This is a genomic window from Catellatospora coxensis, from assembly GCF_016862635.1.
Classification (GTDB): Bacteria; Actinomycetota; Actinomycetes; order Mycobacteriales; family Micromonosporaceae; genus Catellatospora; species Catellatospora coxensis.
Genome location: NZ_BONI01000004.1, coordinates 118,320 through 140,629, shown reverse-complemented (window position 1 = coordinate 140,629; position 22,310 = coordinate 118,320). Strand labels below are relative to the sequence as shown.

General features: G+C 73.0%; 22 protein-coding genes and 1 tRNA gene. 9 read left to right on the top strand and 14 right to left on the bottom strand.

From position 1 onward, the window contains the following. Positions 1 to 70 precede the first annotated feature (70 nt). Together Cco03nite_RS03295 and Cco03nite_RS03290 are read left to right on the top strand one after the other, a co-directional pair. The gene (locus Cco03nite_RS03295; RefSeq protein ID WP_203688413.1) at positions 71 to 475 is read left to right on the top strand and encodes a BlaI/MecI/CopY family transcriptional regulator; all 405 of its coding nucleotides are present in this window, start codon (positions 71 to 73) and stop codon (positions 473 to 475) included. 51 nt (positions 476 to 526) lie between these two features. After that, positions 527 to 1,063 carry a hypothetical protein gene (locus Cco03nite_RS03290; RefSeq protein ID WP_203688412.1) on the top strand — a complete coding sequence of 179 codons (537 nt, stop codon included), beginning with the start codon at positions 527 to 529 and terminating at the stop codon, positions 1,061 to 1,063. On the opposite strand, the gene Cco03nite_RS03285 is transcribed toward Cco03nite_RS03290, so the two are convergent. From Cco03nite_RS03285 to Cco03nite_RS03240, 10 genes are all read right to left on the bottom strand, one after another. After that, on the bottom strand, positions 1,053 to 2,573 hold the full coding sequence (locus tag Cco03nite_RS03285) for a histidinol-phosphatase (RefSeq protein WP_203688411.1): 1,521 nt from the start codon (positions 2,571 to 2,573) through the stop codon (positions 1,053 to 1,055). The two genes, Cco03nite_RS03290 and Cco03nite_RS03285, sit on opposite strands and share 11 nt — an antisense overlap. Before the next feature lie 52 nt (positions 2,574 to 2,625). Then, positions 2,626 to 3,267, bottom strand: coding sequence for a M23 family metallopeptidase (locus Cco03nite_RS03280; protein WP_239167072.1), 642 nt, complete (start codon positions 3,265 to 3,267; stop codon positions 2,626 to 2,628). A 246-nt stretch (positions 3,268 to 3,513) separates the two neighbouring features. After that, positions 3,514 to 4,269, bottom strand: a complete 756-nt coding sequence (locus tag Cco03nite_RS03275; protein WP_203688409.1) for a hypothetical protein — start codon at positions 4,267 to 4,269, stop codon at positions 3,514 to 3,516. Then, on the bottom strand, positions 4,262 to 4,795 hold the full coding sequence (locus tag Cco03nite_RS03270; RefSeq protein ID WP_203688408.1) for a SigE family RNA polymerase sigma factor: 534 nt from the start codon (positions 4,793 to 4,795) through the stop codon (positions 4,262 to 4,264). The genes Cco03nite_RS03275 and Cco03nite_RS03270 overlap by 8 nt, the downstream gene beginning before the upstream one ends. 13 nt (positions 4,796 to 4,808) lie before the next feature. After that, complete coding sequence (locus tag Cco03nite_RS03265; RefSeq protein WP_203688407.1) at positions 4,809 to 5,507, bottom strand: hypothetical protein; 699 nt, start codon at positions 5,505 to 5,507, stop codon at positions 4,809 to 4,811. Between the two features lie 192 nt (positions 5,508 to 5,699). After that, complete coding sequence (locus Cco03nite_RS03260; RefSeq protein ID WP_203688406.1) at positions 5,700 to 6,398, bottom strand: LuxR C-terminal-related transcriptional regulator; 699 nt, start codon at positions 6,396 to 6,398, stop codon at positions 5,700 to 5,702. Next, complete coding sequence (locus tag Cco03nite_RS03255; protein WP_239167071.1) at positions 6,395 to 7,618, bottom strand: sensor histidine kinase; 1,224 nt, start codon at positions 7,616 to 7,618, stop codon at positions 6,395 to 6,397. The genes Cco03nite_RS03260 and Cco03nite_RS03255 overlap by 4 nt, the downstream gene beginning before the upstream one ends. Positions 7,619 to 7,815: 197 nt before the next feature. Continuing rightward, the gene (locus Cco03nite_RS43245; protein WP_444546530.1) at positions 7,816 to 9,174 is read right to left on the bottom strand and encodes a cutinase family protein; all 1,359 of its coding nucleotides are present in this window, start codon (positions 9,172 to 9,174) and stop codon (positions 7,816 to 7,818) included. 183 nt (positions 9,175 to 9,357) lie between these two features. Continuing rightward, positions 9,358 to 9,897 carry a hypothetical protein gene (locus Cco03nite_RS03245; protein WP_203688405.1) on the bottom strand — a complete coding sequence of 180 codons (540 nt, stop codon included), beginning with the start codon at positions 9,895 to 9,897 and terminating at the stop codon, positions 9,358 to 9,360. Positions 9,898 to 9,925: 28 nt separating this feature from the next. Continuing rightward, positions 9,926 to 10,450, bottom strand: coding sequence for a hypothetical protein (locus tag Cco03nite_RS03240; protein ID WP_203688404.1), 525 nt, complete (start codon positions 10,448 to 10,450; stop codon positions 9,926 to 9,928). Positions 10,451 to 10,609: 159 nt separating this feature from the next. Here Cco03nite_RS03240 and Cco03nite_RS03235 point away from each other — a divergent pair, with 159 nt between their 5' ends. From Cco03nite_RS03235 to Cco03nite_RS03205, 7 genes are all read left to right on the top strand, one after another. Next, positions 10,610 to 11,806, top strand: a complete 1,197-nt coding sequence (locus tag Cco03nite_RS03235) for an MFS transporter (RefSeq protein WP_239167070.1) — start codon at positions 10,610 to 10,612, stop codon at positions 11,804 to 11,806. A 35-nt stretch (positions 11,807 to 11,841) separates the two neighbouring features. Next, positions 11,842 to 12,222: a DUF1304 domain-containing protein gene (locus tag Cco03nite_RS03230; protein WP_203688403.1), complete on the top strand. Its 381-nt coding sequence runs from the start codon at positions 11,842 to 11,844 to the stop codon at positions 12,220 to 12,222. Positions 12,223 to 12,370: 148 nt separating this feature from the next. Beyond that, positions 12,371 to 14,110 carry a DEAD/DEAH box helicase gene (locus Cco03nite_RS03225; protein WP_373314206.1) on the top strand — a complete coding sequence of 580 codons (1,740 nt, stop codon included), beginning with the start codon at positions 12,371 to 12,373 and terminating at the stop codon, positions 14,108 to 14,110. Positions 14,111 to 14,340: 230 nt separating this feature from the next. Next, complete coding sequence (locus Cco03nite_RS03220) at positions 14,341 to 15,300, top strand: aliphatic sulfonate ABC transporter substrate-binding protein (RefSeq protein WP_203688401.1); 960 nt, start codon at positions 14,341 to 14,343, stop codon at positions 15,298 to 15,300. After that, complete coding sequence (locus Cco03nite_RS03215; RefSeq protein ID WP_203688400.1) at positions 15,297 to 16,145, top strand: ABC transporter permease; 849 nt, start codon at positions 15,297 to 15,299, stop codon at positions 16,143 to 16,145. The genes Cco03nite_RS03220 and Cco03nite_RS03215 overlap by 4 nt, the downstream gene beginning before the upstream one ends. Beyond that, on the top strand, positions 16,118 to 16,837 hold the full coding sequence (locus Cco03nite_RS03210; protein ID WP_203688399.1) for an ABC transporter ATP-binding protein: 720 nt from the start codon (positions 16,118 to 16,120) through the stop codon (positions 16,835 to 16,837). The genes Cco03nite_RS03215 and Cco03nite_RS03210 overlap by 28 nt, the downstream gene beginning before the upstream one ends. Before the next feature lie 488 nt (positions 16,838 to 17,325). After that, the gene (locus Cco03nite_RS03205) at positions 17,326 to 17,586 is read left to right on the top strand and encodes a hypothetical protein (RefSeq protein WP_203688398.1); all 261 of its coding nucleotides are present in this window, start codon (positions 17,326 to 17,328) and stop codon (positions 17,584 to 17,586) included. Between the two features lie 43 nt (positions 17,587 to 17,629). On the opposite strand, the gene Cco03nite_RS03200 is transcribed toward Cco03nite_RS03205, so the two are convergent. The 4 genes from Cco03nite_RS03200 to Cco03nite_RS03185 form a co-directional block, all read right to left on the bottom strand. Next, positions 17,630 to 17,702 (bottom strand) — tRNA-Cys (locus tag Cco03nite_RS03200). Positions 17,703 to 17,744: 42 nt separating this feature from the next. Beyond that, the gene (locus Cco03nite_RS03195) at positions 17,745 to 18,284 is read right to left on the bottom strand and encodes a flavin reductase family protein (RefSeq protein WP_203688397.1); all 540 of its coding nucleotides are present in this window, start codon (positions 18,282 to 18,284) and stop codon (positions 17,745 to 17,747) included. A gap of 132 nt (positions 18,285 to 18,416) precedes the next feature. Continuing rightward, positions 18,417 to 20,366 carry an ABC transporter ATP-binding protein gene (locus tag Cco03nite_RS03190; RefSeq protein ID WP_203688396.1) on the bottom strand — a complete coding sequence of 650 codons (1,950 nt, stop codon included), beginning with the start codon at positions 20,364 to 20,366 and terminating at the stop codon, positions 18,417 to 18,419. Between the two features lie 64 nt (positions 20,367 to 20,430). Continuing rightward, positions 20,431 to 22,245: an ABC transporter ATP-binding protein gene (locus tag Cco03nite_RS03185; RefSeq protein WP_203688395.1), complete on the bottom strand. Its 1,815-nt coding sequence runs from the start codon at positions 22,243 to 22,245 to the stop codon at positions 20,431 to 20,433. Between the last annotated feature and the right edge of the window lie 65 nt (positions 22,246 to 22,310).

The following is a 22,310-nucleotide window of genomic DNA, read 5'->3' as shown; positions in this document are numbered from 1 at the left end:
CTGGTCGCGGAACCGGCGACCTCGCGGTCGGCGCGAGCCGCCTCCGGCGCCGGGGATAGAGTCGGCACCGATGAGCCCCACCCGATCAGACAGCGGCCCGGACGCCGCCGACCCCGGCCGTCGCCGGTCCGGGCAGCTGGAATCCCAGATCATCACCGTGCTGACCGAGGCCGGCCTGGCACTGACCCCCGGCCAGGTCCGCGACCGGCTCGCCCCGCAGGCGGACCTGTCCTACAGCACCGTCGTCACGATCCTGACGCGCCTGCACGCCAAGGGCGCGGTCATCCGCGAGCGCCACGGGCGCGCCTACCACTACGCGGCGGTCCGGGACGCCGCCGGGCTGGTCGCCGACCGCATGACCCGGCTGCTCGCCGCCGAACCCGACCGCACCTCGGTGCTGCGCCGCTTCGTCGGCGGCCTCGACGCAGGTGACGAGGAGATCCTGCGCGCCCTGCTGCGGGACGACGCGGAGTAGCCCGGCGGGCCTCTGTTAACTTCTACATCCTGTAGAAGTCGGGGAGGCGGCATGGCGTTCACGCTCGAGGACATCCTGCTGGTCCTGCTCCACCAGCAGCCGTCGACGGCATTCGACCTGCAGTCCCGCCACCAGCGCATCGTCGGCAGCCGGGGCGCGGTCAGCCTGCCCCGCGTCCTCGCGGCGGTCAACCGCCTGCGCCGCACCGGCGACCTCGCCGAGGACCGCTCCCCGCCCGTGTCGACCCGGCTGGCCAACCGCACCATGCTCTCGGTCACCGAAGCCGGCCGCCGCCGGCAGAAAGCCCGGCTGACCACGGTCGACGCCAACTCGACCCCCGACGACCTGGTCCTGCAGGGGCTGCTCGCGCTGGCCGCCGACCGGTCGGACTTCGACGAGTTCACCTACCAGGCACAGCTGCTGCTGCGCCTGCGGCAGGGACAGCTGGAGGCACTGCACGCCTCCCAGGTCGAGGCCGCCCGCGTCGCGTACGAACGGGAGATCCTGCGGGCGCTGGTGGTGTGGCTGCACCAGCTGCCGGCACAGCGCGCGGACGATCAGGCCCGCGGTCCGGGTGTCAGCCGGTGACGGCGACGAACACCGGGTTGGTGTAGAACCACAGGTCCTGCCACGGGTCGGCGTCGCCGGTCGGGTCGGGCCGCGGCTCGATCGAACCGGGCGCGCTGTGGTTGCCGTCGGTGCCGCGCAGCCTGACGTAGAACGGCCGGCGCACGTCGGTGAACCGGTGGACCAGCCGCACCGGACCCCGCTCGGCCTCGAACGACGCCACGACCCGGGCCTGCGGCGCGGTCTGCGCCAGCGGCTCGGCCGGCCCGGTGACCGGACCGGCGATGACGTCGACGCGGCGCAGGCGGGGCCGGTCACCGTTCGGGTTGTCCGCCGACGCCGGGGTGATCGTCGCCCGCAGCTCCACGCTGTCGCCCCGGGAGACGGTGGCGACCTCGCCGAGGGTCGCCCGCCCCACCTCCACGTGCACCGCGTCGAGCAGGTGGCCGTGGTCGACCCAGACCTTGCCGTCGCGCAACCCGCGCATCACCGCCGACGCGCCGTCGCCGGCAGCGCCGACGTGGGTACGGCTGTACTGGCCCGGCCACAGCCCGCCGGCCGGGCCGGGGGTGTCGTCGGGCACCGGGTCCGGGTAGGAGCCGTCCTCGGTGGGGCTGCCGCCGTATCGCCAGCGCTGCCCGTACACCTTGTGCGCGTCGGAGCTGGCCGTGATCCACCAGGGCAGACCCTCGGCGAGCATCGCGTCCCACATCCCGCCGACGGTCGCGGTCATCCAGTCGAAGCCGCCCAGGGTCCGGTTCGCCGCCGGAGGGTAGCCGGCGTACGAGGTCCGCGTCGGCCGCCGCCCGTACCCGCCGCGGTCGCCGCCGACTCCCCCGTCGCCGGCCGGGATCCCGTTGGCCTGCCCGCCGGGCGCGCCCTCCATGCCGATCACCATCGGGTGCGCGTCGCGCAGCCGCCGCAGCTCGGCCGGGCTGTACGCGCCGGACCGGCTGGGATGGTTGAGGATGCACAGCGCCATCGGCGTGTCCCCGGCGTCGACCTGCCCGCCCAGCCACCGCAGCGCCGCGACGGCCGTCGCGTGACCGTCGGGACCGGAGCCGTGGCCTGCCAGCTCGGCGTCGAACCGGGACTCGAAGTCGGCGAGCAGTGCGGCCTCGTGCGGGCCGGGCGCGGTGAACACCGTCGCGTGCTCGGCCCCCGGCACCCGCCATTCGATGCCCTGGAACAGGTGCAGGCGCGGATACCGCGCGCGCAGCGCGGCGAGATCGTCCGCCGACCGGGCCAGCCCGTGCCGGGCGTGCTCCGGGCCGGGATGGTCGGTGACCACCAGCCAGCCCAGCCCGTAGCCGGCGGCTGCCTGCACGTGCTGCTCGACGCGGTAGGGCGCGTCGGGACTGCCGCTGTACTTGGTGTGCACGTGGTGATCGCCGGCGGTCCACCGCAACCTGGGCCCCGCCGCCCGCGCCCGGGCCGGGACCAGCCCGGCCAGACCTGCCGCGGCACCGGCGGCGAGCAGCGCCCGGCGGCGCAGTGGGCGGGACGCGGAAGCACTGAACTGCTGGAACACCCCTCAGAGGTATCCGATCAGCGCCTGCCACGCGCCGCGACGCGCCGGGGCGTCAGCCGCCGTAGATCTGCTCGATCTCCAGGTCGTAGTCGACGCCGCGCGTCTTGAACCAGGTCAGCGGGTTCTGCGCGACGCCGTCGACGTGCACCTCCAGGTGCAGGTGGGTGCCGAAGGAGTGGCCGGTGTTGCCGAGCCGGGCGATGATGTCACCGGCCTTGACCTGCTGGCCGACCTTGACGAGCACCCTGCTGGAGTGGCCGTACAGGGTGCGGACCCCGTTGCCGTGGTCGATGATCACCGAGTTGCCGTAGCCGCCGTTCCAGCCCGCCTGCACCACCGTGCCGCTGTGCACCGCCGCGAACGGGGTCCCCTCGGGCAGTCCGGCGAGGTCCAGGCCCTGGTGCAGCCGGCCCCAGCGCATGCCGAAGCGGGAGGTCAGGTTGTAGTTGCGCATCGGCAGCACCCAGGCGTCGGGCGCCTGGGTGATCGAGGTGCTCAGCGGGCGGTCGGCGCGGTCGGCACGGTCGGCGACCAGCTCCCGCGTCCCGTCGGAGGAAGCCAGGTCGACGTTGCCGATACCGGCCTCGGCCTTGGCGTCGTCGAGCGCCGCACCCGACCCCAGGGCGACGACACCGGCGCCTGCCAGCGCGGTGGCCAGGACCGCCGCGTAGCGGCGGCGGGAAGGTTGCCGCACCCGGCGTCTTCCGCGGTACTGATCACCTTCGCGGGACACCGCGGGCCGGTACTGCACGCCTGCACACTCCGTCGTTAGGCACCGGTGGCCCGCCCCGCCCGGGTTGCACCTGCGTCGCATGGAAGACCCGGGCTACGGTAGTCACCCCCACCGGTTCCCACAAGCCGCTACCGGTCAGCACCCCGTGACCTTCCGTGACAGCCCCGAGGAAACCGGGCAGGGGCCGGCCCGACGGCGGCGTCCTGCTCAGCCGAACGGGTCCTCGGCCCGGCCGCGCACGATGAACGTCAGCGGCGTGCCCTGCCCGGGCGCGACCGCGGTCACGCCGGTTCCGGTCAGCTTCAGCGCCCGGCCGCCGAGGACCACCTCGTACGGCGCGGCCCGGCCGTTGAGGACGACCCGCTGCTGCTCGCTCGCGGCGTCGCACGCGGTGATCGCCAGCCGGTCGCCGTCGCGCACCGCGCAGCCCGGTTCGCCGCCGGACCCGACCTTGCCGGTCTTGAGCTGGTACTGCTTCGCGCCGGGCGAGACCGGGGCCAGCGCGAACAGCGCCCCGTCGGTCGCGGCGTCCTCCGCCGCCGCCGACAGTGTCCCGTCGGGCAGCGCGGTCAGCAGCGGGTAGCCGCCGGTCGTCGTCGCCTGCAGCCATACCGCCTGGTCCCGGGTCGGCACCCCCGGCAACGCCGACGGGTCGACCTTCGGCACGACCACCGATGGCGACGGCGACGGGGAGGGCGACGGCGACGCCGACGCGGACGCGGACGCGCTGGCCAAGGGCTCGGGCTCCGTGCTCGGAACGGTCTGCGTCGCGTACACCCCGGCCAGCACCGCGACCACGGCCAGGCCGCTCGCGGCGGCCGCCAGCCGACCGTTGCGCCGCCGCCGCTCACCCCGGCGGCGCAGCTGCTCGGGCGGGCCCAGCCAGCCGATCCGCGCACCATGATCGCCGAGCACGGCCAGGTGCCGGTCCAGGCCCGTCTCGTCCTCGCCGCGCTCAGCCATTGCCGTACTCCTTCCCTGTGGTCGTTTCCGTCGAACCGCCGTCCGGGCCCGGCATGTCGTCCAGCCAGCCTGCCAGCGCCCGCCGCCCGCGCAGCAGCCTGGCCTTGACCGTGCCCACCGGCGCGCCGGTCTCCTCGGCGACCTCGGCCACGCTCAGCCCGACCAGGTGGTGCAGCACGATCGCCCGCCGCTGGTCGGCGGATATCTGCCGCAGCGCGTGGACCAGCGCGACGTGGTCCGGTCCGAGTCCCGCCAGATCCTGCTCGGGGGTGGCGCGGTGGTGGGCGCGCAGCCGGTTGACCGCCTTGCGCCACGCGCTGATCGCGATCCGCGACGCCGTACGGCGCACCCACGCCTCCGGGCTGTCGCAGTCCCGCACCTGCCGCCACCGCTGCCACGCCCGGGCGTACGCCTCCGCCACCGCGTCCTCGGCCTCGGCCCGGCTGCCGGTCATCGTCCACAGCTGCCCGAGCACCCGCCACGACGTCGCGGCGTAGAAGGCGTCGAACTCGTCGACGTCGGACATCAGCACCCCACCGCTACGGCCACTGGCCGACGGTCCCGGCCGGCACGAACCTGAACCGGGTCTTCGCGGCGGCGCTGCCCGCCTTAACCAGCGACACCTTGCCGTCCGCGCTGACCTCCACCTGGTATCCCCCGACGACCACCCCGAACGTCGCCGCGCCGGACCCGTCCGCGCCGCGCGCCACCAGCGTCACCTTCTGCGCCCCGGCCGCCGCGTCGCACGCCACGGCCTGCAGGACACCGCTCGCGACCGCGGCGCACACCGGCTCCCCGCCCACCCGCAGCCGCGCCGTCTTCAGCAGGTACACCGTCGCGCCGGGCGACAGCGGCGCCAGCGCGAACTGCTCGCGCTCGCCGGTGTCCGCGCCGCCGGGATACGTGCCGATGCGCCCGCTCGCGGTCACGGTCAGCACCGGGTCCTCGATCCGGTCGACCGCCTGCAGCAGGAACGCCCGGTCCGGGCCCGGAACACCGCCACGCGGCGCGGGCGAGGACGGCGCACGGCTCGGCGACGCCGCGGGCGACGCTACGGGTGACGTGACGGGAGACGGCGTGGCCGACGGCGAAGCCGGCGCCGAAGAGGCGGCCGCGCCGGTGTCCTGCCCGTCACCCGCGCCGGCCTGCCCCGGCGGCCTCGCGCAGCCGGCGGCCGCCGCCAGCAGGACGACGCCCAGCGAGCATCCCGCGATCCACCGTGCCCTGGTGTGTTCCATCTCTGGTTCCTTCCGCCATCGATGTGCTCCGTCCGGAGCGCACCAATGACGTCCGACCCCGCCGCCCGGACGCATGCCTTCGGTGAGTCCCACGTCACACCGGCGCCGGGCCCGCTGCCACCCGCTGAACCGTAGCCCGGCATACCGCCGCCGACCAGGGGCTTTTGCCCGATCTCGCGACCCGGCGGCAGGCTACCGGGACGTGCCGGTGCGCCACCAGTCCCTGTCGTCGGCCACGTCGCCGGGCCAGAACTCCAGCAGGTCACCGGGTGCCAGCCCGAGGGCGTGCTCGATCTCGCCGGGCGTGAGTTCGCGCAGCGAGCCCGTCAGCGCCCGGGTCACGTCCAGCCAGTACCCGCGCAGCGTCGACTCGCTCACGAACAGCTGCTTGGCCACCTGGGCGTAGCTCAGCCCGCGGGCCCGGCCGTGCAGGATCTGGCGCTGCCGGTCGCTGAGCAGCGTGATGCAGTCGCGGCGGACCAGCACCTCCAGGATGCCGACGACCGGCTGCGGCACGACGGCGCCACCGCCGGCCGCCTCCAGGAACAGCTGCTCCGCCCGTGCGGTGGGCAGCGCCTTGGAGACGACACCGCACGCCCCCGCCGCGATGCAGGCGGCCAGCACGAAACGCCGCTCCTCCTGGCTGTAGACGCAGACCCGGTAGCCGCACCCGGTCAGCGCGCGGATCGCCGCGATGCCCTGCCGGACGTCGGGTTGCTGTTCGAGGTTGGCCAGGTGCAGGTCGAGCACCACCAGGTCGGCGACCGGACGCAGGCGCACCAGGTCTTCCACCGTCGAGACCGCGGCGACGACGTCGAGGCCGGGCATGAGCAGGCCGAGCGACTCGCGGATCAGCGACGCGTCGTCGACGACGGCGACCGCGGGCCTCATCCGGCGTCCGTGCGGGTGTCGCGGCCCGCGCCCACGGCCGCGGGCGCGGGACCGGCCGAGATCGTCACCGTCGTGCCCGCGCCCGCCGCGGACTCGACGTCGACGCCGATCCCCCAGCGGCGCAGCTCGCCGACGACGACCTCGCGCAGGCCCACGCCCGGCACGGCCGTCACGGCGTCGAAGCCGACACCGTCGTCACGCACCGTCAGGGTCCAGCCCGCGTCCACGTCCGCGTCGAGGTGGATCACGACGGCGTCGGCCCGGGCGTGCTCGCGTACGTTGAGCAGCAGGCTCTCCAGCGCACGCTCGACGGCCTCGGCCCGGCCCGCGGGCATCCGCACCGCCGCACCGAGGTCGAGCAGCGTCTCGACCGGCAGGTCGGCGAAGCGCTCGCACACCCGCGTGATCAGCGCCGCGAGCCCGACGTCGGAGCCCTCGCCGTTCCGGTCCGGCGACCGTCCGCGCAGGTAGGAGCGCATCCGCTGCACCTCGACCTCGGCGAGGCCGAGCAGCCGCGACCGCACGGCGTCGGTGCCCGGTTCGGTGAGCAGGCGCATCACGGCCACACCGTTGTGCATCATCACCTGCGCCCGGCGTTCCTCCTCGCGGCGGGCCAGCTCGGCGGCGCGGGCGCGCGACTCGTCGGCGTCGTGCGCGATACGCCGGGTATACCCGAAGAACATGCGGGTGACCAGCGCGTAGACCACATAGGTCAGGATGTTGCCGATCGCCGTCGTGGTCATCTCCCCGTCGAGCGAGCCGCCGAGGTAGACCGCGTAGCAGGCGACGATGCCGAACATGCCGCCCGCCCACAGGGTGAGGCTGCGTACGCCGCTGGCGGTGATGATGACCGACAGCGCGTAGCCGGGCTGGTAGGCGATCCAGGTGCCGAACCGCTCCCCCGGCACGAGCACCAGTGGCGCCAGCACGAGCAGCAGGCAGGCCAGCGAGTAGTCGGCCGCGGAGACGTACGCGCCGAGGGGGCGGCGGCGCACCAGGGTCGCCACGCTCACCGCCACCGACGCGAGCGCCGCCGCGGCCCAGCAGACCAGGTACGCGGTGCCCTGCGGCGACGTCGTCACACCGCCGTGCACCGCCGGGATCATCTGGGCGAGCGTGCCCAGGCGCACCCCCGCGATGAAGTAGGAGAAGGCCCGCTCCACGCCCGCCTTGGTGGTCGGCAGTTCCCGAACACGCCACAGCCTGCTCCGGCCGCTCATCGTCCTCCCCGTCCGCCGACGCATGCCGCCGCGAAATTCTGCGGATTCGTTGGGTTGCCAACGGCCCGCGAAACGCAACGATCAAGGTACGCCAGCAGCGCGGCGGTGGGTAGGGACCGGCGCTCGATTTCGGCGGCGGCACGGCGAAGGCTCCGCCCGACCGGTCCGGTCGGGCGGAGCCTTCCGCGTGGCGCGGGTCAGACGAGCCTGGCGAGCGCCGCCCACGTGTTCGGGCCGGGGACACCGTCGATCGGGCCGGTGTATCCACCCAGCGTCGCCATGCGCTGCAGGGCGGAGTAGGTGTTCACCCCGGGGTCGCCGTCGATCGGGCCGGTGTAGCCGTAGCCCGTCATCACCTTCTGCACGCCCTTCCAGGAGTTCACGCCCAGCGCCCCGTCGATCGGGCCGGTGTAGCCGCCGAGCTTGGCGAGCCGCTGCAGCGCGGCGTACGTGTTGGTGCCCGGCAGACCGTCGATCGGGCCGGCGTAGCCGTAACCGCGCAGCACCGTCTGGATGCCCTTCCACGAGTTCACACCCAGCGCGCCGTCGACGGGCCCGGTGTAGCCGCCCTTCTGCGCCAGCCGCTGCATCGCCGCGTACGTGTTCGTGCCGGGCACGCCGTCGATCGGGCCGGTGTAGCCGTAGCCGGTCATCACCTGTTGCGCGCCCAGCCACGTGTTGGTGCCGGGCACCCCGTCGATCGGGCCGGTGTAGCCGCCGGCCACGGCGATCTTCTGCACCGTCAGGCCCTCCGACTGCGCCGGGATGGGGGTCGTGTCGATCCCGCCGGGCGTCGAGCCGCCGCCCGAGGTCGCCAGCTGGTCCAGGACGAACGCGGTGGCCGCGTTGGTCACTTCCGGACGGTCGTAGGCGTCGTCGTGCACGGGGCCGACGCTGGGGGCGTCACACGCCCAGTCGCCGTCGTAGCAGTAGGAACGCAGGCGCGGGTACAGCCAGTCGAGCACCCGCGGCACCCGGTAGCGGATGCCCTGCCCGTTCGCGGTGTTGCCCGAGTCGTTCTGGATCTCGCCCACCCGGTAGCCCGGGTCGCCGAAGAAGACGACGGCCTCGATGTTGTTCTGCGCCACCGTGGTCAGGCTGGAGCGGCCGAGCCCCAGCAGCTCGCCGATGACGGCCGCGCCCTGCGAGTATCCCAGCAGCACCGTCCGCGACCCCGGACAGTAGATGGCGAGCTGGTTCAGCTCCCGCTTCAGGTTGAGCACGCCCGCGGCCGTGCTGGCGGTGTTGTCCCACAGCGCCGGGTAGTCCAGCCCCGCCCTGCGGATCTTCCAGCTCGACGTCGACTGCATCTGGTTGACGGTCGCCGCCATGGTGCCCAGGCCGCCGCTGGCATAGGTGTTGCCGAACGGGCCGCTGTTGTAGCCGGCGGCCTCGACGGTGCCGCGCACCCCGATGGCGATCACCTGCGCGCAGGTGGCCAGGGTGGCGTCGGCGGCGGCGGGCGCGGCGGGAACGGCGACCGCCGCTCCCGCGCCCAGCATGGCGAGCAGGGCGAGGGCGGCGCGTGTGCCGCGCCGCCCGGAACTGACAGTCATGCGGACTCCTTGCTGACGATGAAGGGCTGCTCCCGCGGGGAGGACCTTCATCGTTGCGTTCGCAGCGTTCGTTGTGACCCAACGAATCCGCGGAGTTCGCGTCGCCGCCGCACCACTGTGCCCGGACGCGCCCACGCCAGGCTCCACGTGATCGTCCGAGGTCGGGCTCGCGCGGCGGCGTTCTCAGACCTGCGCGGCCGGACCGTCGGCGGCGAAGAGATCGCCCTGGTCGGCCTCGCCCAGGGCGGCGCCGCTGTGCGAAGGCGCCGGGCGGACCGCCACGGGTGCCGAGAACAGCCGCCGACCGGACGCGTCCTTGCGCCCGCTCACCGGGCACGTCGCCAGCCGGACCGGCAGCGCGGGCACGGCGAACGGGCCCGTCCCCCAGCGCAGCCACACCGCGACCCGGCCCTCGGCCGCCTCGGCGGCGAGTTTCTCCAGCGTCCGCCTGCGCTCCGACTGGTCGATCTCCACCACGATCGGCGGCAAGCCCGACCGGGCGACCCCGACATCCACCCAGGAATGCCGGTCCTCGTACGGCGGGGGCAGCTTCACCACGCTGCGGGCGCGGCGATACACCCGCCACTCCTGGGCGGTCCCCCACGCCAGCACCGCCTCGGTGAGCAGCTCGGTGACCTGGTCGGCGTCACAATCGGTGAACGAGACGGCGGCCAGCCACGCCTGCAACGAGCTCGCGACCGCGTCCGCGTCGTCCTCCACCACCCGCCCACCCTATTACGGCGCTGCGCCGCTATCTCCCGACGCTGTCCTTCGGCGGTCCCCACCGCTGCAGCACCAGGTACGCGACCGGTGGAGTCTGCGTGTCCTCCACGTACAGGTAAAGGTGGTTGTCGTCGTAGTCGCCCGAGTACATCTTCGCCGAGGTGCTGATGTGCCACCCGTACATGTCCGGGGCCGAGGGATCTTCCCAATCCACCGGCGATAGGCCGTAGTCGGCGCGGAAAGCGTCCAGGCATGCCATCGACGCGACGAAACGCACATAGAGCTCGTTGATCGGCTCCTGCAGGTTCCCGTACCGTACATCGGCCACACCGCAGGGCAGCTCGACGCCGTAGATCGGCAGCAGGTCCTCCTCCAGGTCGTCGTCGCCCCGGGAGATGTGGAAGAACCCGTCGGCGTGCGGATACTGGCGGTCCTCGCCGAACCAGGTCCAGGGCCTGGCCGGCGGGCAGCAGCCGAGCAGCGCCGCGAGCACGAGCGCGGTCACGGCGGCCCAGGTGGGAACGCGTGGCAGGGTCGGACGATCGATCGGCACGCCGGTGAAGGTACCGGTGCCGAACCGTCACCGCGAAACGGTCTTCACAGCTCAACCACATGATCGCCGGCGCATGCGCCGACCCGCGCGGCCGTCCCGATTCGCGGTCCGCGAGCCGCCCGGCGAACGCATGCGCGGCGCATCAGGCATGATCACGAAGTGAGTTCTCCCGGGACCCCGATCCGCATGTCCGTGCTCGCCCTGTCCTACTTCGCGTTCATCAGCCTCGGGCTGCCCGACGGCCTGCTCGGCGTGGCCTGGCCGTCGATGAGCGCCGACCTGAACGTCCCCCGGGAGACCATCGGCCTGCTGCTGATCCCGTCGACGTGCGGCTACCTGGTCTCCAGCGTCACGGCCGGGTTCGTGCTGTCGAAACTCGGCGTCGGCCGGCTGCTGGCGGGCAGCACCGCGCTGGCCAGCCTGGCGCTGTTCGGGTACGCCCTGTCGCCCGCGTTCGCGTTCACCATGGCCGCCGCGCTGTGCGCCGGTTTCGCGGGCGGGGCGATCGACGCGGGCCTCAACGCGTACGCCGCGTCGGCGTTCGGCCCCCGGCACATGAACTGGCTGCACGCGTTCTTCGGGCTGGGCGTCGCGATGGGCCCGCTGATCATGACGGCGGCCATCCAGTACGGCGACGCCTGGCGGCCCGGCTACCTCGTCGTCGCGACCGGCCAGGCGCTGCTCGCCGTCGCGTTCGTGCTGACCGTCAAGCAGTGGGCGCAGCGGCCCGCGCCCGCGCACGCCGCGCACGAGACCCACGCCGGGCCGATCCGGGCCCGGGACACGTTCAAGCTGCCCGCCGTCTGGTTCAGCGTGCTCACCATCGCGGTGTACGTGGCGCTGGAGGTCGCGGCGGGCCTGTTCGCGTACCAGCTGCTCACCGAGGGCCGCGGCATGAGCGACGCGGTCGCCGGCGTGTGCGTCTCGCTGTACTGGGGCAGCCTGTTCGTGGGCCGGGTGCTGCAGGGCTTCGCCGCCCACCGGTTCCTGCCGGGCCGGACCGTCGTGTGGTCGATCGGCGGCATGGCCGCCGGGGCGGTGCTGGTCGCGATCCCCGGGCCGGGCTGGCTGGCCGCGTTCGGCTTCATGGTGATCGGCTTCGCCGCGGCGGCGGTGTTCCCGCTGTTCACGCTGCTGACCGCGGAACGGGTCGGGGCCGCACACGCCGACCGGACCATCGGCCTGCAGATGGCGGGAGCGGGCCTGGGCGGCTCGATCTTCCCCGCGATCATCGGCGTGGTCCTGGGCACCTGGGGCGTCAACGCGCTCGGCATCAGCCTCGTCGTGCTCGCCGCCGCCCTGATCCTCGCGTACCTGGCCGCGACCCGGACCCGGCACCCTCGGCCGACCGGCTGACCCGGCCCCGGGGCACGTGAGCGACAATCACGTCCATGAACGTGACGGCTCAGGTGTTCGCGGCGCTCGCAGGCCTGCTGCACGTGCTCATCTTCGCGATGGAGAGCGTGCTGTTCCAGCGGCCGCAGGTGCACGGCCGGTTCCGGGTCCGGCCGGCTGACCTCGACGCGGTCCGGCCCTGGGCGTTCAACCAGGGCTTCTACAACCTGTTCCTGGCGCTCGGGGCGCTGGGCGGCGTGGTCGCCGTACACACCGGGCACGCCACCGCCGGAGCGGCCGTGGCGCTGTTCAGCTGCGCGAGCATGCTCGGCGCGGCCGTGGTCTTGATCACCACCGACCGCCGGATGGCCCGCGCCGCCGTCGTCCAGGGCCTGACCCCGCTGGCCGCCCTGCTCGCCGCCGCGCTCGCCGCCTGATCAACGCCAGGTCACCGGCCGGATGGCCCCGGAACCCGACACGATGCGCCGGTTCGGCGATCTGCGCAGCACACGCCCCCGAGGGCCCGAACGCAGGGTACCGTCCAGGGTGGCAGTTCTGCCCGGGTAGCGTACCGATGACCCGGAATTGTCGAGCAGAAGGCGGACCATGAGCCAGGAGCCCTCAGCGGCCACGTCCGAGGAGACCGTCACCTTCGCCGACCTCGGCCTGCGGCCCGAGTTGACGAAGGCGCTCTCGGCGCTGGGCTACGAGGAGCCGACGCCGATCCAGCGCGAGGCCATCGGACCGCTGCTGACCGGCCGCGACCTGCTGGGACAGGCCGCCACCGGCACCGGCAAGACCGCCGCGTTCGCCCTGCCGCTGCTGCAGCAGTGGGCCGACAGCGCCGACGGCCGCACCCGGGTCGACCCGACCGCGCTGGTCCTCGTGCCGACCCGCGAGCTGGCCGTGCAGGTCTCCGAGGCGGTGCACCGCTACGGCCGCGACCTGGGCGTGCGCGTGCTGCCGATCTACGGCGGGCAGCCCATCGGCCGCCAGCTGCAGACCCTGCGCCGCGGCGTCGACATCGTGGTGGCCACGCCCGGCCGGGCGCTGGACCACATCGGCCGGGGCACCCTGCAGCTGGCCGAGCTGCGCACGGTCGTGCTCGACGAGGCCGACGAGATGCTCGACATGGGCTTCGCCGAGGACATCGAGGCCATCCTGCAGGAGACCCCCGACACCCGGCAGACCGTGCTGTTCTCGGCGACCATGCCGTCGCGGGTGGAGGGTCTGGTCAAGCGCTACCTGCGCGACGCAGCCCGGATCCAGATGGGCCGTGCCGCCCCGGCGCCGGGCGAGTCGCCGAAGGTGCGCCAGAGCGCGTACGTGGTGGCCCGCGCGCACAAGCCCGCCGCGCTGGGCCGGGTCCTCGACGTCGAGGCGCCCACGGCGGCGATCGTCTTCTGCCGCACCCGGGAGGAGGTCGACCAGCTCACCGAGACCATGAACGGCCGCGGTTACCGGGCCGAGGCGCTGCACGGCGGCATGAGCCAGGAGCAGCGCGACCGGGTGATGGGCCGGCTGCGCGCCGGCACGGCCGACCTGCTGGTCGCCACCGACGTCGCCGCTCGTGGCCTGGACATCGAGCAGCTCACCCACGTGATCAATTACGACGTGCCGTCGGCTCCCGAGGCGTACGTGCACCGGATCGGCCGGGTCGGCCGGGCCGGTCGGGAGGGTGTCGCGGTGACCCTGGCCGAGCCGCGCGAGCACCGCATGCTCAAGGCGATCGAGCGGGTCACCCGGCAGCGCATCACGATGGAGAAGATCCCCAGCGTCGCCGACCTGCACGCGCGCCGGCTGGAGATGACCCGGGCCGCGGTGCACGAGAGCCTGCTGGAAGAGGACGACCTGGACCGGTTCCGCGTCGTCGTGGAGAGCCTGGCCGACGAGTACGACATCGTCGAGGTGGCCCTGGCCGCGGTGAAGGTCGCGCACGAGGCCATGGGCAACGCCCCCGACGACGAGGTCATCCCGGACATCGCCGAGCCCGTCGAGCGGCGCGAGCGCCCCGGCCAGGCCGACGGCCGCCGCGGCGGTTCGCGCGGCCCCGCGGCGGGCGCGGTCAAGCTGTTCATCGGCCTGGGCCGGCGCAACGGCGTACGCCCGCAGGATCTGGTGGGCGCGATCGCCGGTGAGGCGGGGCTGCCGGGGCGCGACATCGGCGCGATCGAGATCGCCGACCGGTTCTCGCTGGTCGAGGTCCCGGCGGACGCCGCCGACGACGTGATCCAGGCGCTGCGCAACGCGACGATCAAGGGCAAGCGGGTCAGCGCCCGCCGTGACCGCGATCGCGACGCGGCCCCGCGCCGCCAGCGCTGGTAACCGGCCGAAAATCGTGAGGGCCGCTCCTGTCTCGTCGGACAGGGGCGGCCCTTCGGCCTATGTAAACCATGCCTGTCGGCTCCGATCCAGGTCAGACACTATTCCCATAAATCCTATGGGGTTGATAGCCTTTCGCCACCGCGTGCGGGCGGCCACGGCACTCCGCACGACCGGGCACGCTTCCCGTCATCGGCGACGAGACACGGCTCCCACCCTTCAGGAGACAACCCATGCACGCCCACCTTTCCCGCCGCTCGCTGCTGGCGGCGCTCGCCGCGGCACCCCTGTCCGCGACCCTGCTGTCGGCCTGCGGCGGCGACGAACCGGCTGCCGCCGGCCAGCCGCTGCGCATCGGCTACCAGCGCTTCGGCGGGCTCAGCCTGGTCAAGGCGCGCAACGCCGCCGACCCCAAGGCCACCTGGTCGCTGTTCGAGAGCGGACCCGCCCTCACCGAAGGCCTCAAGGGCAAGGCGATCGACATCGGACAGACCGGCGAGGCCCCGCCGATCTTCGCCGCCGCCGGGAAGATCGCCTTCAAGATCATCGGCACCTCCGCCCCGGTACCCAAGGGCGAGGCCGTGCTCGTCAAGCAGGCCAGGGGGTTCAAGACCTTCGCCGACCTCAAGGGCAAGAAGGTCGCGCTGAACAAGGGCTCCAACGTCAACTGGCTGCTGGTGAAGCTGCTGGAGAAGCACAACCTCAAAATCACGGACATCGACGTCAAATACCTCAAGCCCGCCGAGGCGCGACCGGCCTTCGACGGCGACCAGGTCGACGCCTGGATCATCTGGGACCCCTACTTCGCGCTGGCCGAGCAGCCCGGCGTCGCCGTCCTGGAAGACGCCACCGGCCTGGCGAGCAACCGCGAGTACCTGCTCGTCGACCCGACCGCCCTGGAGCAGAAGACCGACCAGCTCGGCGAGTTCCTGAAGCAGTACCGCACGGTCACCGACTGGGGCATCGCCAACCCGGCCGAACGCGCCGCGATTCTCGCGCCGGAGCTGAAGATCCCGCTCGACGTCACCACCCGCGCGCTGGAGCGCAGCGCTCAGCCGCTCGCCGCGGTCACCCCGGAGATCGGCGACGAGCTGCAGGCCATCGCCGACGGCTTCGCCGCGCTCCAGCTGATCCCCGAGAAGATCGACATCAAGTCCCGCATCGACAGCCGCTTCGCCGAGTCCCTGCGATGACAGCCGCACCGCGGACGGCGGCCCCGGCCGCCGTCCGCACCACACCAGCCGGAACGGCCGCACCGGGCCGAGCCGACCGACCGCGTTCCGGCCGCCGGGTGCTGCGCCTGGTGAGCCCGGTCGCGCTGCTCGCCACCTGGGAGGCCGCCGCGCGGACGGGCCTGCTGCCGCCGGAGAAACTGCCCGCACCGAGCGCGGTGCTGCGCACCGGGTGGCGGCTGGCCGGCGACGGCACGCTCGCCGTGCACCTGCTCGACTCCCTGCAGCGCGCGGCGATCGGCCTGGCCGTCGGCGGCGGGCTCGCACTGCTGCTCGGCGCGCTCGCGGGCCTGCTGCGCACCGGCGACGACCTCGTCGACCCGCCCGTGCAGATGGCCCGCATGCTGCCCCACCTGGGCCTGGTCCCGCTGCTGATCATCTGGGTCGGCATCGGCGAGGAGCTGAAGGTCACGCTGGTCGCCCTCGGCAGCTTCTTCCCGATCTACTTCAACACCTACGCCGGTATCCGCGACATCGACGAGCGGCTCGTCGAAGCCGCGCGCACCTGCGGACTCGGCCACCTCGCCCGGCTGCGGCACGTGGTGCTGCCCGGCGCGCTGCCGTCGCTGTTCCTCGGGCTGCGCCTGGCCATCGGCGCGGCCTGGCTGAGCCTCGTCGTCGGCGAGCAGGTCAACGCGCAGACCGGCATCGGCTTCCTGATGATGGAGGCCCGCGAGTTCGCGCAGACCGACGTGGTGCTGCTCGGCCTGCTCGTGTACGCGCTGCTGGGCCTGCTGTCGGATCTGCTGCTGCGCATCGCGGAGAGGAGGACGCTGTCATGGCGACGCGGACTGAAGGCGACCTGAACACGGTGCTGACCGCCGGCGGCGTCCGGCGCTCGTTCGGCGCGACCGTCGTGCTCGACGGCGTCGACCTGACCATCGCGCCCGGCGAGGTGGTCGCGCTGCTCGGCGGCAGCGGCTCGGGCAAGAGCACCCTGCTCCGCATCCTCGCCGGGCTCGACCCCGACGCGGGCGGGACCGTACGGCGGCCACCACACCAGGCGGTGGTGTTCCAGGAGCACCGGCTCCTGCCCTGGAAACGTGTCATCGACAACGTCGCGCTCGGGCTGACCGGCCCGGACGTACGTTCCCGGGCGCGGGCGGCGCTGGCCGAGGTCGGGCTGCCCGATCGCGACACCGCGTGGCCGGCGGAGCTGTCCGGCGGGCAGGCGCAACGCGTCGCGGTCGCCCGCGCGCTGGTACGCGAGCCGGAGCTGCTGCTGCTCGACGAGCCGTTCGGGGCCCTGGACGCGCTGACCCGGCTGCGCATGCAGCAGCTGTTCATCCGGCTGCGCGAGCAGCACGGCTTCGCGGCACTGCTGGTCACCCACGACGTGGACGAGGCGCTGCTGCTCGCCGACCGCACCCTCGTGCTGGAAGGCGGCCGCCTGGTCGAGGACGCCCCGGTCCCGCTGACCCACCCGCGCACACCTGACGACCCCGGGTTCGGCGCACTGCGCCGCCACCTGCTGGAGAGGCTGGGCGTCACGGCGTGAACTGTTCGTCGTCCGCGACAAGCAGGCACCCCGATCAGTATGGGACCCCTGGTTGGAGAGTCGACCCGACCCAGCAGCACGAAGCGAAAAGACGTATGGCGTCGGAGTCGGGCTGGATGGGTTGTCTGTACCCATCGCTGTGCGGCTTCCACCTGCTCTTGGCACGAAGCCGCCCCTACCCTCCGACTTGCCGCTAGGCGGTTGGCGACGGCGTTGATGAGGTCAGCCGATCGTCGGGGGTCAGCGATGGCTACCAGCGAACGGTGCCGTCGCCGCACTTGGCTGCTGTACAGCGATGGCATCGCTGCCTGTGCATGACTGCGTTACACCCACCCGCCGTAGCCGCTACTTCGAATGACCCGGCCGGCGAGCATACGGACGCAGGCGAATCCACCAGACCTGGCCCAATTCCCGACGTGCCGCGAAATGGCGTTGCTGGTGATTCACTGCCGGGCTGCCACGGAACAGTCCGCGCTACATTGACCCGCGTGGAAGCAGACGGTCTACCCGATCCGGCGGACGTCATCGTGACGATCGGCCATCCGTCCGGCGACGTCGACGTGCCGCTGTCGGAGTGGATCAGCCGCGGACCCGGTCCCCGACCGCTGGTGAGGCCGGTCAGGGCGCGGCGGGCCGACACCGGCGAGGCGCTCCCGCTGGCGGTCATCCCGGTGCGATACCGCAACGACGCCGAGTCACGCGCCCTCATCGCCGCCGGGTCGCTCGACCCGCCGCCCTGGCACCGGTAGGCGCCTCGCGCATATGGGGCCACGGATTTCCGCGCCAGAGGTGTGGGGCCGGCCGGATTCGCACCGGCGTCCTCCCGCTGTGCAGGCGGGCGCGACGACTGCTGCGCTACGACCCCGGGCGCCATTATCCACAACGGACGCCCGGGGCAGCGTCGCGGTCAGTGGGCCAGCGCGGTGTACCCGCCCATGTGGTGCAGCAGCGGCTCGCCGGGCCGGTGTTCGGCGCTGACCGGACGGCCGAGCACGATCGCGTGGTCACCGGCCGGCACGCGCTGCACGACCTCGCAGATCAGCAGGGCGAGCACGCCGTGCAGCAGCGGTGTGCCGTAGGGGCCGTGCCGCCACAGGCTGGTGTCGGCGAAACGGTCGACGCCGCGCGCGGCGAAGGTGCGGGCCAGTTCCTCCTGGCCGTCGGCGAGCAGGTGGATGGCGACGTGGCGGGCCTGGGCGACGGTGGGCCAGCTGGACGAGTCGCGGTCGAGGCAGAACGACACCAGCTGGGGCCGCAGCGAGACGGACGTGAACGAGGTGGCGGTGAACCCGACCGGCGGGCCGCCGTGCCGGCCCGGGGCGGTCACCACGGCGACCGTGGTGGCGTGCCGGCGCAGCAGGCCGAGGTAGCGGTGCAGTTCGACACCGGCGACGGCGGTGTCGGGCAGGTCGTCGGAGACGGTCGGGGGCAGGGCGGTGAGCGTCATGGGGGTGCCTCTCGGGCGGGGGTGACGGTGGCGGTGGGCGTCACCGTCGACATCGCTGTGCGCTCATACCCCCGACGCTAGCAGCGCGAAGACGTTAAGTCACTATCTCCTATGGGAATTATAGGAATAATCTCAGTGCTGCCGGGACCAGGTCGCGAACATGTCCGCGTACCGGCCCTCGGCGGCCAGCAGCTCGGCGTGCGACCCGATCTCGACGACACCCGACTCGTCGAGCACCACGATCCGGTCGGCCCGCATCGCCGTCGACAGCCGGTGCGCGATGAGCAGCGCCGTCCGCCCTTCCAGCAGCCGGTCCAGGGCCTGCTCCACGCGCAGCTCCGAACGCAGGTCCAGGTTCGAGGTCGCCTCGTCGAGCACCACCACCCGCGGCTGCGCGAGGAACGCCCTGGCCAGGGCCAGCAGCTGCCGCTGCCCCGAGGACACCGACTGGCCGCGCTCGTGCAGCGGAGCGTCGAGCCCGGCGTCGGTGCGTTCGACCAGGTCCCGCAGGCCGACCGCGTCGATCGCCGCCCAGATCTCGGCCTCGCTCGCCCCCGGCCGGGCGAACGCGACGTTGTCGCGGATCGACCCGGCGAACATGAACGGCTCCTGCGGCACCACCCCGATCTGGCGGCGCAGCGAGGCCAGGCTGACGTCGCGCAGATCGTGGCCGTCGATCAGGACCCGGCCGGAGTCGGGGTCGTGCAGCCGGGTGACCAGCTTCGCCAGCGTCGACTTGCCCGCACCGGTCGGGCCCACACAGGCGATCGTCTCCCCCGGCTCGATGCGCAGATCCACCCCGCGCAGCACCGGCCGCGCCGGGTCGTACCCGAACACGACCCGCTCGAACACGATCCCGCCGGTCACCGGCGGCAGCTCGACCGGGTCGGCGCGCTCGGGCACCGTGGGCGCCTGCCCCAGCAGCCCGCGCAGCTTCAGCACCGCGGCCCGGCTCTGCTGGTAGTTCGTGTACAGCTGGACCAGCTGCTGCACCGGGGCGAAGAACGCGTTGAGGTAGAGCACGAACGCGGTCAGCTCGCCGATGCTCAGCTCCCCGCGCAGCACCATCCGCCCGCCGATGAGCAGCAGCAGCGCCATGCCGACCAGGCCGATGACCGAGGTCCCCGGGCCGTAGATCGCGCTGATGTGGCCGGTGAAGTCGTTGGCGTCGCGGTAACGGCCGACGACGGTGCGGTGCTGGGCGATGTTGCGGTCCTCGCGGTGGTACGCGGTGACCACCCGCACCCCGTGCAGGCTCTCGGCCAGGTCCGTGAACATCGCCGCGATGGCGTCACGCTGGCGGGCGTACCCGGTGTCGGAGGCCCGCCGGAACCACACCGACGCCGCGAACAGCGCCGGAACGACCAGCAGCAGCGTGACCGCGGCCAGCCCGGCGTCGTAGTGGAACAGCACCGCGGTCACCACGACCATGGTCAGCCCCTGCACCGCGAACTGGGCCAGGCCTTCCTGCAACAACTGCTGCAGCGACTCGATGTCCGACGACATCCGGGTCATGATGACCCCGGCCTTCTCGTTGGTGTAGTAGTCCATGGACAGCCGCTGCAGGTGCGCGAAGACACGTACCCGCAGGTCGCGCATCGCGTCGGCGGCCAGCGCGCCGGTCTGGCGCATGCGCGCGGTCGTGGTGGCCCAGCCGGCCAGCACCGCGACCGTGAACGCCCCCGCCGACCACAGCAGCACCGGCAGGTCCCGGGCGACGATGCCGTGGTCGATGCCGACCTGCACGAGCAGCGGCCCCGCCTGCAGCAGCAGCGTCTCGGCCAGGATGGTCACGCACACCGCCAGGAACACGCCGCGGCGGCGGGTCAGCAGCGACAGCAGGCTCAGCGGCGGCCCGCCCGGCGGGCGGTGCCCGAACCGGTCGGCAGGCACCCCGTGGTCGGGCTCGGTCTCCTCCAGCCGCCGGACGCCCACGGCCAGCTCGTCGGGCACCCCCGCGAACGGCAGCGTGTCCCCGGTACGCCGGGTCCCGCGACCGGCCCCGACGGCACTGAGCCCGCCGATCGGTCCGCTGCCCGGTCCCCCGCCCGGCCCGCCGAACCCGCCCCCGAACATGCTCATGCCTTCTCCTCGCTGCGCTCGTCGGCGGCATGTCCCAGCCTGCTGATTCGGTCGCGGCGCTCGCTCATGCGACCACCTGCTCGTCCATGTGCGCGGCGGTCGTGTGCATGGTCGCCAGCACGTCCCGGTAGCGGGGCTCCCCCGCCAGCAGCTCCCCGTGGGTGCCCTGGGCGGCGACACGGCCGTCGTCGATCAGCACTACCGTGTCGGCCAGCGCGATGGTGGACAGCCGGTGCGCGACGATGATCGTGGTGCGATCCTGGAGCAGGTCGCGCAGCGCGGCGTGGATGCGCTGCTCGACGTGCACGTCCACGGCGCTGGTGGCGTCGTCCAGGACCAGGACCGGCGGGTTGACCAGCAGCGCGCGGGCGATGGCGACGCGCTGGCGCTGCCCGCCCGACAGGGTGTACCCGCGCTCGCCGATCACCGTGTCGTAGCCCTCGGGCAGCGCCCGCACGAAGCCGTCGGCCCCGGCCGCCTCGGCGGCGGCGACGACGTCGGCGAGTTCGGCGTCCGGCCGGCCGAACGCGATGTTGTCGCGGATGGACAGCGAGAACAGGAACGGCTCGTCGGGCACGATGCCGATCTGGTCGCGCAAGCTGTCCAGGGCGTATTCGCGCACGTCCCGGCCGTCGACGCGGACGGCGCCGGCGGTGGTGTCGTAGTAGCGGGCCAGCAGCCGCCCCACCGTGGACTTTCCCGAGCCGGTGCGCCCGACCACGGCGACCGTCGTCCCGACGGGGACATGCAGGTCCAGGCCCCGCAGCGCGACGGTGCCGTCGGGGTACGCGAACTCGACCCCGTCGAACTCGACCTCGCCCCGGATCCGCGTACGCACCGGGTCGGCCCGTTCGGTGATCTCGCTGCGGGTGTCGAGGACCTCGTAGATGCGCTGCGCGGAGGCGGCCGCCCGCTGCCCCATCATGATCATCATGCCGAGCATGCGGAACGGCGGCTGCAGCATCAGCACGTACGAGTTGAACGCGACGATCGCGCCGACCGACGTCCGCCCCTCGATCACCATCCAGCCGCCGCACAGCAGCACCAGCGCCAGGCCCAGCCGCGGCAGGTTCTCCAGCGTCGGCGACCAGCGGCTGCGGATCCACGCGTCGCGCCGGTACGCCCAGCGCACCCGGTCGGCCGCCGACGCCAACAGGCTCACCTGCCGCTGCTCGCCGGCGAACGCCTTGACGATGCGCACCCCGTTGATGTTCTCGTCGACGACCGTGGCGACCTGCGCCAGCCGCGACTGGATCAGCCACGACACCGGGAAGATCGCCCTGCGCATCCACACGCCCAGCAGCGCGATCACCGGCATGGTGGCCATCGCGACCACCGCCAGCAGCGGGTCGATCGACACCATCAGCGCGAACGCGAACACCGCGATCAGGCACTGCACCAGGATCGACGGCCCGAACGCCAGGTACATCTGCACCGCGCGGATGTCCGAACTGGACCGCGACATCAGCTCGCCGGTCTGCACCCGGTCGTAGAAGCCGAACGGCATCCGGATCAGGTGCGAGTACATGATGTTGCGCAGGTCGTACTCGATCTCGTACGCGGTGCGCAGCAGGTACCGGCGGGCCAGGTAGTTGACCACGCCCGCGGCCACGGCGAGCCCGGCCAGCCACCACACGTAGCCGGTGAGGCTCGCGGTGCGCGCGGTCAGCGCGTCGTCGATGCCCAGCCGCATCACGTTCGGGATCTGCACCTGCACCAGCAGGCCCACCAGCGACAGGCCGAGCGAGGTCAGCAACAGCCGGCGGTGCGCCAGCACCACCGGCAGCGCGCGCCGCAGCCAGGACCTGCTCTGATCGGGATCGATGGTCGATTTCGGGGCCGGGTATCGCGGGAACGCTGACTGCGCTGGCGCTGACATCACGCTCCAGGGGTGGGGGCGGAGCGGACGCCACACCCGCGTCAGGCAACCGAGGGTGTACGCCC